This window comes from Rhizobium sp. GW821-FHT14E12, from assembly GCF_058803745.1.
Window position 1 is genome coordinate 79562 of sequence record NZ_JBXAPH010000011.1, and the last position, 11298, is coordinate 90859.

The following is an 11298-nucleotide window of genomic DNA, read 5'->3' on the forward strand; positions in this document are numbered from 1 at the left end:
TAATAAAAAGCGGGCGCGCAGGTTTCCCCGCCGCCCGCCATTTGCAAAATGCGCGGATCAGAGAAGGCTGTCGATAAGCTTCGACATGGCACCAACCGACATGTCTCCTGCGTAACGCTTGCCATTGATCAGGAAGGTCGGCGTCGCGTTGACGCCGAAGTCCTTGGCTGCACGTTCCCTAACTGAGTTGACATCATCCAGAAGCTTCTGGTTCGTCAAGCACTTCGTAAAGCTATCCTCAGTAAAACCTGCAAGTTTCGACATTTGCAGCAGTGCGGCACGGCCATCGACGTCAGGCGAGGCCCAGGCGATCTGCTGCTTGAACAGCATTTCGACCATCGGCATGTACTGTTCCTGCGGCGCGCAACGGGCCAGCATAAAGGCGGCAGCGGCGCGCGGATCGAACGGGAATTCGCGGATGATGAAGCGTACCTTGCCGGTATCGACGTATTTCTGCTTGATCGTCTCGAAGGTGTTGACGGCGAAATGCGCGCAGTGCGGGCAGGTCAGCGACATGTATTCGACGATCTTGACCGGGGCGTCTTCCTTGCCGAGCGCGATTTCCGGCAGCGAGCCGGGCTTCAGCACTTCATTCATGTCGACACTGCCATCGGCCGACGGAATTGCGTCTTCCGGCGAGGAGCCCGCAGCAGTGGTCTCCTGCGCGCCACCGACCGTCGTGGCGTTGGCGGCGGATGCCGTGTCGGCAATGGCAGCGAAGGCCACGGAGAGGGCTGCAACGGCGCTGCCGCCCAGCAGGTGGCGTTTGGTCAAGAGCATGTCGGACATCGGCATAGAGTCACCTGTCGTTAAGGAGGTCTGTGAATGGTCCATTGCGATATAACGGCTGATTGCCGCTAACAAGGCACGGTTGACCAACTTTCTTCAAAGAATTGTGACCTGGAGAAGACGAAGAGGTTAAATTATCGTCAGAATTGCATGGGGATGGGCGGTTGGAGCGGTTTATCTTCCCCGCTTCCAAACCATGGCCGTGCCCAGCCTCTGGATTGCAGCCCGCAGCTTGTCGTCCTCGATACCGTCCATCATCCCTTCCAGCTTGCGGGCCGCCTCGCCCTTCAGCGGTGGCGGGGTGCGGGAGCGCCGTGAGGCGACCGAGACGGGCTTCTGGACGATGCGGATCTGGCTGACGGCGTGGAAGCCGAAGAAGCCGTTGATGCGCTGGATGAGTTCGCCCTGGGCATGGGTCAGGAACAAGGCGCGGGCGCCCTCGCAGGCAATGGTCAGCACGCCGGGCTGATAGCGGCCATCCTCGCCCGACCCTACGCGCTTGGCCCAGGCGATCTTTTCCGGCCGTGTGCATTCAGCGAAATCCTCGCCGGCGATCTCGTCCCAGGATCCGAGCAGCGCCGTATTGATGCCCGCACGCTTTGCCAGCACCGGATCGATGATGCCGTTGGTCAACTCGGAAATCTGCTTTTCGCGTTTTCGGGGATAACTCATATGAATAGCGGTCCGGAACCTCGTTTGACCGTCCGGGACCTTGATCGCCCGGCGCAGCTTGGCCAAGTATAGAGCACTTCCCCTCGATGCGGCAAATCATGACGATGACATCTCAATTCCCGACGGCCGCATCCCTGCTTGCCTGGTACGACCGCCATCACCGCGACCTACCCTGGCGGATCTCGCCGCCGATGGCTGCGCGGGGGATCCGGCCCGATCCCTATCATATCTGGCTGTCGGAGGTGATGCTGCAGCAGACCACCGTGCCGGCGGTCAAAGCCTATTTCGCCAAATTCCTTGAGCGCTGGCCGACGGTCGGCGATCTCGCGGCGGCACCGACTGATGACGTTATGGCCGCCTGGGCGGGCCTTGGCTATTACGCCCGCGCCCGCAACCTGAAAAAATGCGCGGAAGCCGTGGCGGCGGAGCATGGCGGGCGCTTTCCCGACACAGAGGACGGGCTGCGCGCCTTGCCGGGGATCGGCGATTACACAGCCGCCGCGGTTGCGGCCATCGCTTTCAATCGGCAAGCGGCCGTCATGGACGGCAATGTCGAGCGGGTCATCTCCAGGCTCCATGCCATCTCGACGCCGTTGCCTGCCGGTAAACCGGCGATGAAGCAAAAGGTGGCACTGCTGACGCCTGCCGACCGCCCCGGCGATTTCGCGCAGGCGATGATGGATCTCGGCGCCACGATCTGTACGCCGAAGCGACCGGCCTGTGCACTCTGTCCTTTCAACAATGCCTGCGAGGCGCTGGCCTCGCATGATCCGGAGCATTTTCCGGTGAAGGCGGCGAAGAAGGATAAGCCGGTGCGGCAGGGCTCTGCTTTCGTCGCGGTGAATGCCGACGGCGAAATCTATCTGCGCCGGCGCATTGCAAGCGGCCTGCTCGGCGGCATGACCGAAGTTCCGACCACCGGGTGGACGGCGCGGATCGACGGCGAAACCGGCACCGCTGCCGCCCCCTTCCCGGCCGATTGGCAGGCTGCGGGGACCGTGACGCATGTCTTCACCCACTTCGAACTGCGGCTGTCCATCTATCGCGCTCAAGTGGCATCGAGCAGCAACCGCAATGACGGATGGTGGGAACCGGTTACAAATCTTGAAGCGCAGGCCTTGCCCACAGTCATGAAAAAAGCAATCACCCAGGCTATTCCCAATGCCTTCACAAAAGTTGGGGCATTCATCAAAGCCAGCGCCTAACCATCAGGGAATCATTCATGACGACGGAAATCCGGCACATTGTCTTCGATATCGGCAAGGTTCTCATTCATTACGATCCAAGCATTCCCTATAGCCGCATCATTCCCGACGAGGCCGAGCGCGACTGGTTCCTGGCCAATGTCTGCACGCATGAATGGAACATCGAGCAAGATCGCGGCCGGACCTGGGAAGAGGCAGAGGCGCTGCTGATTGCCGAGCATCCGGAGCGCGAAGAACAGATCCGCGCCTTCCGCAGGCATTGGCACGAGATGGTGCCGCATGCCTATGACGACAGCATCGCCATCTTCGAAGGACTGATCGCCGAGGGCCGTGACGTCACCATGCTGACCAACTTCGCCTCCGACACGTTTCGCGAGGCACAGGCGCGCTTCGATTTCCTCAACAAGCCACGCGGCGTCACCGTGTCCGGCGATATCGGCCTGATCAAGCCGGATGTCGCGATCTATGAAACCCATGTGAAGAGCTTCGGGCTCGACCCTGCGTCGACCATCTTCATTGACGATTCCATCGCCAACGTCGAAGGCGCGAAGGCAGCCGGCTGGCATGCAGTTCATTTCACCGGCGCCGAGAAGCTGCGCAGCGATCTCGCCGCCTACGGCATTAAGGTTTGAGCCCATGATTTTCGACCCGGCAGAACGCATCACCCTGTTTCACGACGCCATCAACAGGCTCGACTACGAGACGATCGAGAATTTCTTCGCGGAAAACGCCACCTATGTCTCGAACGGCGTCGGCAGCCTTGCCGGCCGCGAAGCGATCATGGAGGCCTTCCGCGGCTATTTCGACACCTATCCCGATCAGACAGCCTCCAATTCATTGGTGGAAACGCTGACGCCGCTGTCTGGCCGTTCCGTCTGGTCCGTACGGGCGACAAACAGCAAGACCGGCAAGCCGCTCATCCGCGAGGGGGAGGAGACGATCACCTTCGACGAGGATGGCCATGTCGTCCGGGTCGATGTGACGGATTATCAGGAATTCTAGGCCACGAAGCCCAAAAGATGACGCCCAGGGTTTTGGCCCTGGGCGTTTCGCCTTCCTCCCTAACTGGAGGTACAAGACAGAGAAAGGCGAGTGTGCGGGATGGGTAGCCGTGCGATCCCTGGAACCGTGGGGCGGTTTTGCAGCGGGATCGCGGCCGTCAGTTGAGTGAAATTACCCCACCTTCCCCATATCATTGCGGATGATCGCCCGGAGATCGTCGATCGGGCGCAGGGACTGCCCGTCGTCGAAGTGCCAGAATGTCCATCCGTTGCATGCATCAAGGCCCTGGACTTTCGCGCCAAGGCGATGAATGGAGCCGGCCTCGCCGCCGGCAGCGACTGTGCCGTCGGCGCGAACGATGGCGCTATGGCGGCGCCGTGCATCCGTCAGCACCTGGCCGGGCTTGATCAGACCGCTTTCGACGAGCACGTTGAAGGCAACGCGAGCCTCGGCCTTCTTGCCGGTCATCACCGTCAGCTCCGCCTTGCCGAGCGGCTCGACGGAGGCAATGCGGGCGCTGGCCGCATCGATATAGTCCTGCTCGCGTTCGATACCGACGAAGTGGCGGCCGAGACGCTTGGCGACGGCACCGGTGGTACCGGAGCCGAAGAAGGGATCGAGAATGATGTCGCCGGGCTTGGACGAGGCCATGATGACGCGTGCCAGCAGGGCTTCCGGCTTCTGTGTCGGATGCACCTTCTTGCCGTCGTCGCCCTTCAGACGCTCGCCGCCATTGCAGATCGGGAACAGCCAGTCCGAGCGCATCTGCACATCGTCATTGGCGGCCTTCATGGCGTCGTAGTTGAAGGTGTAGCCCTTTACCTTGGCGCTGGGGCTCGCCCAGATCATCGTCTCATGGGCGTTCTGGAAACGACGGCCCTTGAAATTCGGCATCGGGTTGGTCTTGCGCCAGACGATGTCGTTGAGGATCCAGAAGTTCAGATCCTGCATCGTCGCGCCGACGCGGAAGATGTTGTGATAGGAGCCGATGACCCAGATGGTGCCGGTCGGCTTCAGTACGCGGCGGCAGGCAAGCAGCCATGCGCGGGTGAAGGCATCATAGGCTTCGAAGGAAGCGAACTGATCCCACTCGTCATCGACAGCGTCGACCAGCGACTGGTCGGGGCGGTGCAATGTGCCGCCAAGCTGGAGATTGTAGGGCGGATCGGCGAAGATAACATCGACGGAATGCGTGGGCAGTGCTTCAAGAGCCGCCACGCAATCGCCCTTGATGATCGTGTCGACCCAAGAGCCCGGCGTTGCGGAAGTTCTAAGGTCGGCAAGCGGGAAAACTGACGCCATGTGATACTCGCTGTTACACTGAATCGTTACGCTTAACTGAGTGTTATGGTTACCTAACTTGGTTACCAAAGGCTAAAGCGGGTCTCACATTTCACGATTTCCCGGAAATAAGTCCGTCTTCAGTCGTCACCAGGCTCCCTCGTCCCGGATCCATCATGCACCTCCCGGCTGTCGGCCGGCGCCTCGTCCCGTTCGTTCATCCCGTAGTCACGCACCACATGCGCGATCCGCAGGCGATAGTCGGCGAAGACCGTCCCTCGCCCAGCCTTTTGCGCGGCGCGATGAGCCTCGCGATTGCGCCACTCCTTCACGGCCGCCTCGTCGCGCCAGAAGGACAGAGACAGGATCTTGCCGCGCGAACTGAGGCTCTCGAAGCGTTCGATCGAGATGAAACCGTCGATCGTCTCAAGTTCGGCGCGCAACTTGCCGGCAAGATCGAGATAATGATCGCGTTCGTCGGGATAGGGTACGACTTCGAAAATGACGGCGATCATGGTGTCACCTTCGGACCATGCGGCAGCGATACGTTTTTCAGGAAGATGCGGTCTTCCCTGACGAAAAGACGTTCGCGGCGGGCGAAATCGAAATTCGCCTGGCCGAGCGGGTCGGCGGCGAGACGCGTGCGATAGGCTTCATAGGCGGCCAGGCTCTCGATGTTGTAGACGCCATAAGCCGTCGTCGCCGAGCCCTCTTGCGGGGCGAAGTAGCCGATGAGATCGACGCCGTTGCGCGGGATGACCTGGCCCCAGGCCCTGGCATATTCGGCGAAGGCGTCCTTCTTGAACGGGTCGATCTCGTAGCGGATGAAACAGGTGATCATGATTTTCTCCTTTGCTGACGGAGATGTTTTCGCACATTGCCTGTCGTCGATGCTTCGGTTACGATCGAAGTATGAAGGAAGGTCCTGACATCGCGCAGATCGGTGCGCTGATCGGCGATCCGGCGCGGGCGAACATGCTGACCGCGCTGATGGACGGCCGTGCGCTGACGGCAACGGAGCTCGCGGCGGCCGGCGGCATTACGGTGCAGACAGCGAGCACGCATCTGTCGAAACTCGAAGCCGGCGGGCTGCTGGCGCAGCGCAAGCAGGGCCGGCACCGCTATTTCACGCTGGCCGACGACACCGTCGGCAAGCTTCTTGAGAATATCATGGGCTTTGCCGCCACGCGAGGGCACCTGCGCCATCGCCCCGGCCCGAAGGAACCGGCGCTACGCAAGGCGCGCATCTGCTACGACCACCTCGCCGGCGATTACGGCGTCCGCATGCTCGACAGCCTGATTGCGGCCGGCGCGATCTCGGCAGTCGATGACAGCTTGAGGCTGACGGAACATGGCGAAACGCATCTCGCCGCGATCGGCATAGACGTGACTGGGCTACGCTCGACACGCCGTCCGCTCTGCCGCTCCTGCCTCGACTGGAGCGAACGGCGCGCCCATCTGGCCGGCAGCCTCGGCAAGGCGCTGCTATCCAGCTTCTTCGACAAGGGCTGGGCACGACGAATGGAAGACAGCCGCTCGATCCTGTTTACCTCGGAGGGCGAGCGCCGCTTCCTGGCGCTGTTTCCGCTTGAGACCGGGCGCAACGCCAGGGAACTGGAAAGCGCGGATTAAAACTAGCGGCAATCCGCCCGGCACTAGCGAGTGAACATACCAAAATCGTGAATGATTGAGAGCCGACATTTGGCCGGCTTCGGGTTCCACGGTGCAAAGCACCAGTGTATCATCCCCTCGCTCGAAGGGAGAGATCGATGGACAGGCTCGCCGGCAAGATTGATGCGGTCTTTGCCGATATGGACGTGCCGCAGCATCCGGGCGCAGCACTCCTCGTTATCGATCATGGCGAGATCAGCTACAGCAAGTGTTATGGCCTTGCCGATCTGGAAACCCAACGGCCGATTACGACGGACACGTCGTTTTATCTGGGCTCGATCTCCAAACAGTTTACCGCCATGGCGATCATGCTGCTGGCTGAGGATGGAAGACTAAGCTACGAAGATCGCCTGCCAGCCTATTTCCCGCAACTTCCCTCATGGAGCGCGGACATTTCCGTTCGCCATTTGCTGCATCACACGGCGGGGCTGCCGGGATATATGGAGTTCTTCAGCTCCAACGCAGGGATCCCCGAATGGACCCGCGATGTCACCGGCGTCACCAACGAGGCCGTGCTCGAACGAACCATCGCCCTAGAAGGACTGGAGTTCCCCGTCGGCACGCAGTACGCCTATAGCGGCGTGGGCTATACGCTGCTGGCGATGATCGTGGCGATTGCCTCCGGTCAATCCTTCGCCGAGTTCCTGCAAGCCAAGGTTTTCGATCCGCTCGGCATGAAGCGTACCGTCGTCTACGATGCGTCCCGTCCCACGCGTCACAAGCTGGCGCATGGTTATTGGAAAGACGAGGGTCAATTCCAGCGGTGGGACTACCCGCTGCTGACGGCAGGCGACGGTGGTCTCTTCTCCACGCTCGATGATCTGTTTCTCTGGGATCAGGCTTTGAATACCGAACGCCCCGTCCCGAAATCTGCGTTGGAACAAGCCTTTACCTCTGGCGCAACCAGCGACGGTACATCGGTTGGCTATGGTTTCGGCTGGATCACGAATGTCTTTCCCTACTGCAACGCGACCGAGCGCGAACAGCTGCTCGCGCTCGGAGGCGCTGATTTTCGCCACGCCGCGCATGGTGGCAGCTGCGTCGCCTATAACAACTACATGATCCGTTTTCTTGATACCCAGCGCACGATCATCCTCCTGACCAACCACATGGGTGTTCCAGGCCCACGCATCCGGGCGCACAGGGTCGCGGAAATCCTCTTCAGCGATTGAGAAAGAAACGCCCGTAGGGCTTATCGCTTCATGTAGTTTGGCCCACCAGCACGCCCTTGAAATTGTCCGTGGCGATACGGCTGCAAAGCCCCGTCCATTCGCAGCCGAGACAGGCATGGCGAATATCTCCGCTGGCGAAATTCCGGCGCAGCTTGGCGAGAAGGCTGGCATCGGGAATGATGACCGAGCCGGGCTTGAGTTCCTCGCCCAGCAGCGCGACCACATCCGCCAGGGCAGCAGCGTCGCGTTCGATCACGGAATCCTTGAAACAATGCGGCTCCTTCTCGTCGAGAAGCGGCGCGCAGATGTCGTCGGGGCCGGAGACGAGCTTGATCTCCTCTCCGGCTGTCAGACGCTCGGCTATGCGGCGATAATTGGCGGTGAAGGCCGACGTGTAGCCTTCACCGACGAAAGTCAGCATGCAGAGCAGATGGTGGGCACGAAGCCGGATGGTCAATTCAGGCGCGCCTTGCCGCCATAGATCTTCACGCCCTTGAGCACGGCGGCAGCAAGCGCCGACTTCAGGACAGCGCCGAGGATGAAGGGGGCAACACCGAAGAGCCAGCCCTTTTCCGCCCCGATCAACATGGCAAGCCAGGCGCCACCGATCGCCAGGCCAAGGGCGTTGCCGGCAAGATGCGCTCCGAAGCTGCGCACGACGCGATCGCCGCTCCAGCCACGCTCGGCCAGCCAGCCGACCAACACGCCCATGATCGGGAAGGAGACGAGATAGCCGGCCGTCGGCCCCATGAAGGGCGCAATGCCGCCAGCGCCGCCAGCCAGAACCGGGAAACCGATCATCGCTTCGCCCAGCCAGGCAAGAATGGTGAGCGTGCCAAGACGCCAGCCATAAAGCGCGCCGATCATCGTGACGGCAAAAGTCTGCATGGTGATCGGCACCGGCACCATCGGCACCGAGATCCACGAGGCGAGCGTCAGCACCAGCGTGCCCGCGAGAACGAACATCGCCTTGACGACCAGCGACCGCCCGCCGAGGCGCAACGGATCAAAGGTGGCCTCTTCATGATGATGCAACAGGGACATATAGCTCTCCTTTTTAAATTATAGATAATTTGTGAGTCTCATCTATTTTTATGAAGGAGATTGAGAAAGGAGGCAAGAGGCAGACGCGCGTAATCCTCCTTTCCGCTGCGAGGACAGGCGAGAGGCCATTGCTGAAATTATCTATAATTTATGCGCGGAGCTATCCGACAATCGCAAATGCTTCGCGCGTCACCCCGGAAGGGGTTCGCACCGGCGCCCGGCCAATCCACTGCACATGCTTCTGCAGGATGGACGCAGCTTCCTCCACCCGCCCCTGGCGCAGGGCGGAAAGGATGGCGCGATGGTCGTGGTCGGTGCGCTTTTCCCAGCCCGATTGCCAGGCGGAAAAGAGGAAACGGGCGCTGGCGGCATGCAGGTCGTCGATCGAGGCGAGCAATCGCGCCATGCCGCAGGGGGCAAGGATCAGGCGGTGGAAACGGCGGTTCGCCTCTTCCCAGGCCCAGACATCGGCAGCGGCGTCCCCTTCCCGCGTCGCCTCCTCGGCGGCATCGAGAATGGCCGGCGTCAGGTGCTGCGCCGCGTGCTTCAGCGCCAGGCTTTCGAGCGCCGCCCGCATTTCGGCGACTTCACGCACTTCCTTGAGATCGAAGGAGGCGACGCGAACGCCGCGGCGGGGCTCGCTGATCGCCAGCCCCTGCGCTTCCAGCCGCCGGAAGGCCTCACGCACCGGCACATGGCTGGCGCCGAACTCCTCGGCAATGTGATCCTGCCGCAGCCGCGCATCGGGCGCGATCTCGCCGCGGATGATGCGGTCGGCAAGCACCCGGCTGATACGGCTGGCAATCGTGTCGTCGCGCTCTTTGGCCATGGCTGATCCTTAAAGGCGGGATTGCCGATTGTCGAGCGCCCAAGGACCCTTTCCGCCAGCGCAGCCCAGCCATGCCCGCCGAACGGTTGAGCTTTGCCGGCGCATCGTGTAAAGCCGCACGATCCCATTTCAGAGCATGCCCCGAAGGCCGTGAGAGGGTTTTCGGACAAGGCGATGCCCCATCCAGCGCCCTCTTCAAAGGCAGAATATCCTCATGAGCAATGGCTTCGACCTCATCATCTTCGACTGCGACGGCGTTCTGGTCGATTCGGAAATCATCGCGGCGGAGGTCGAATCCAAGCTGCTGACGGATGCCGGCTATCCGATCAGCACCGAGGAAATGGGCGAGCGCTTTGCCGGCATGACCTGGCAGAACATTCTGTTCCAGGTCGAGCGCGAGGCGAGCATCCCGCTCTCCGCATCGCTCCTCGACAAGTCCGAGAAGCTGCTCGACCTCAGGCTCGCCAGCGACGTCAAGGCCATCCCAGGCGTACCCCTTGCCCTGTCGCGTCTGCCGATGCCGCGTTGCATCTGCTCGAATTCCAGCTCCGCGCGCCTCGACATGATGCTCACCAAGGTGGGCTACAAGGAGCTGTTCGCGCCGCATATCTATTCCGCCAAGGATCTCGGCGCCGACCGCGTCAAGCCGAAGCCGGATATCTTCCTGCACGGCGCCAAGCAGATGAACGTCTCGCCGGCCAACACCATCGTGGTCGAAGATTCCGTTCACGGCGTCCAGGCGGCACGGGCCGCCGGCATGCGCGTCATCGGCTTCACCGGCGCCTCGCACACCTACCCGTCGCATGCCGACAAGCTGACGGATGCGGGCGCGGAAACGGTCATCGCCCGGATGGTCGACCTTCCGGGCGTCGTGATGGCTTTGGCGGAATGGGAAGGCGTTTTGTAGGAGGCCGCAGGCAATAGTTTCAACCTATTGCCTGCGGCCTATACCTCAGTTTGTCGCTGCGTGCTTCCTGCGAGCCGGCTTCTCGGCCTTTGCAGGCTTCTGCGGACCTTGATCGAAGCTGAGCTGGACAATGGTGAAGCCGCCGGAACCGCCGGCCACCTTGATGTCGTTCGCGGTGAAGAGAAACTGCGTGGTTGTCTCGTCCGGCGGGATTTCAGCGACGAAGTTGATGGTCTTGTCGTAGAGCGCCGTGTTGTTGTCCATGACGGCGACATGCACCGGCAGGGTGACCGTGCCGGAACTACCCATCGGGCCGGCGACAAGGCGCCCCTGCGCGGCGATGTTGATGCCGAGGCTGGTGCCGTCGCTCGTGCACTGGCGCGTCGCCTGGGCGAGCGATGCCTGATAGGTCAACTGGTTCGGATCGTCCTTGGCGCCCTTGGCGTAGGTGCGATAGGTGGATGCCTCGTCGCGGATCACCACTTGCGGGCATTTGCCGGCAATATAGGCCTGACCGCCGGTAACCGGCTGAGCAGAGCCGACGGCTCCCGCCGCAGGGGCCACCGTCACATCCGTCGCGGGCTGCTTGTCGCCGCCACCGCCGAAACCGAGAGAACTGCAACCAGCCAGCAATGCCAGAAGCGAAGCGGAGAAAAGACGACGCGAAACCCTGCCAAACACTATATTTCCACCCTCTGCATATAATTTACATTATCGGCCTGCAGC

The 11298-nt window shown here is 61.4% G+C and carries 15 protein-coding genes; 6 read left to right on the forward strand and 9 right to left on the reverse strand.

Going from position 1 to position 11298, the window contains the following annotated elements:
- Window positions 1–57: 57 nt before the first annotated feature.
- Both AC1RO0_RS27985 and AC1RO0_RS27990 read right to left on the reverse strand, forming a co-directional pair.
- Window positions 58–795, reverse strand: coding sequence for a DsbA family protein (locus tag AC1RO0_RS27985; protein WP_498595821.1), 738 nt, complete (start codon window positions 793–795; stop codon window positions 58–60).
- 168 nt (window positions 796–963) lie between these two features.
- A complete protein-coding gene (locus AC1RO0_RS27990; protein WP_498595822.1) occupies window positions 964–1461 on the reverse strand; it encodes a DUF721 domain-containing protein in 498 nt (165 codons plus the stop codon).
- Window positions 1462–1559: 98 nt separating this feature from the next.
- Between AC1RO0_RS27990 and mutY the strand changes: the two genes are divergently transcribed.
- From mutY to AC1RO0_RS28005, 3 genes are read left to right on the forward strand one after another with little or no spacing between them, the layout of a single operon-like run.
- Window positions 1560–2666: an A/G-specific adenine glycosylase gene (mutY, locus tag AC1RO0_RS27995; protein ID WP_498595823.1), complete on the forward strand. Its 1107-nt coding sequence runs from the start codon at window positions 1560–1562 to the stop codon at window positions 2664–2666.
- A 17-nt stretch (window positions 2667–2683) separates the two neighbouring features.
- Window positions 2684–3298, forward strand: a complete 615-nt coding sequence (locus tag AC1RO0_RS28000; RefSeq protein ID WP_498595824.1) for an HAD family hydrolase — start codon at window positions 2684–2686, stop codon at window positions 3296–3298.
- Window positions 3299–3302: 4 nt separating this feature from the next.
- Entirely contained in the window at window positions 3303–3668 is a 366-nt protein-coding gene (locus AC1RO0_RS28005) for a nuclear transport factor 2 family protein (protein ID WP_498595825.1), read from the forward strand.
- 171 nt (window positions 3669–3839) lie between these two features.
- On the opposite strand, the gene AC1RO0_RS28010 is transcribed toward AC1RO0_RS28005, so the two are convergent.
- The 3 genes from AC1RO0_RS28010 to AC1RO0_RS28020 form a co-directional block, all read right to left on the reverse strand.
- Window positions 3840–4970: a site-specific DNA-methyltransferase gene (locus tag AC1RO0_RS28010; protein WP_498595826.1), complete on the reverse strand. Its 1131-nt coding sequence runs from the start codon at window positions 4968–4970 to the stop codon at window positions 3840–3842.
- A 119-nt stretch (window positions 4971–5089) separates the two neighbouring features.
- Complete coding sequence (locus AC1RO0_RS28015; RefSeq protein ID WP_498595827.1) at window positions 5090–5464, reverse strand: antibiotic biosynthesis monooxygenase family protein; 375 nt, start codon at window positions 5462–5464, stop codon at window positions 5090–5092.
- On the reverse strand, window positions 5461–5790 hold the full coding sequence (locus AC1RO0_RS28020) for an NIPSNAP family protein (protein WP_498595828.1): 330 nt from the start codon (window positions 5788–5790) through the stop codon (window positions 5461–5463). The genes AC1RO0_RS28015 and AC1RO0_RS28020 overlap by 4 nt, the downstream gene beginning before the upstream one ends.
- Window positions 5791–5861: 71 nt before the next feature.
- On the opposite strand from AC1RO0_RS28020, the gene AC1RO0_RS28025 reads away from it, so the two are divergent.
- Window positions 5862–6581: an ArsR/SmtB family transcription factor gene (locus AC1RO0_RS28025; RefSeq protein ID WP_498595829.1), complete on the forward strand. Its 720-nt coding sequence runs from the start codon at window positions 5862–5864 to the stop codon at window positions 6579–6581.
- A gap of 137 nt (window positions 6582–6718) precedes the next feature.
- Window positions 6719–7792 (forward strand): serine hydrolase domain-containing protein, encoded by a 1074-nt coding sequence (locus AC1RO0_RS28030; protein ID WP_498595830.1) that lies wholly within the window; start codon window positions 6719–6721, stop codon window positions 7790–7792.
- 28 nt (window positions 7793–7820) lie between these two features.
- Here the strand turns inward: AC1RO0_RS28030 and AC1RO0_RS28035 are convergent, their stop codons facing one another.
- From AC1RO0_RS28035 to AC1RO0_RS28045, 3 genes are all read right to left on the reverse strand, one after another.
- On the reverse strand, window positions 7821–8249 hold the full coding sequence (locus AC1RO0_RS28035; RefSeq protein WP_498595831.1) for a DUF1284 domain-containing protein: 429 nt from the start codon (window positions 8247–8249) through the stop codon (window positions 7821–7823).
- Window positions 8246–8836, reverse strand: a complete 591-nt coding sequence (locus AC1RO0_RS28040) for a biotin transporter BioY (RefSeq protein ID WP_498595832.1) — start codon at window positions 8834–8836, stop codon at window positions 8246–8248. Before AC1RO0_RS28040 ends, AC1RO0_RS28035 begins: the two co-directional genes overlap by 4 nt.
- A gap of 160 nt (window positions 8837–8996) precedes the next feature.
- Complete coding sequence (locus AC1RO0_RS28045; protein WP_498595833.1) at window positions 8997–9665, reverse strand: GntR family transcriptional regulator; 669 nt, start codon at window positions 9663–9665, stop codon at window positions 8997–8999.
- Between the two features lie 214 nt (window positions 9666–9879).
- Between AC1RO0_RS28045 and AC1RO0_RS28050 the strand changes: the two genes are divergently transcribed.
- Window positions 9880–10572 (forward strand): HAD family hydrolase, encoded by a 693-nt coding sequence (locus AC1RO0_RS28050; protein WP_498595834.1) that lies wholly within the window; start codon window positions 9880–9882, stop codon window positions 10570–10572.
- A 45-nt stretch (window positions 10573–10617) separates the two neighbouring features.
- Here the strand turns inward: AC1RO0_RS28050 and AC1RO0_RS28055 are convergent, their stop codons facing one another.
- Window positions 10618–11253 (reverse strand): hypothetical protein, encoded by a 636-nt coding sequence (locus AC1RO0_RS28055; RefSeq protein ID WP_498595835.1) that lies wholly within the window; start codon window positions 11251–11253, stop codon window positions 10618–10620.
- Window positions 11254–11298 lie beyond the last annotated feature (45 nt).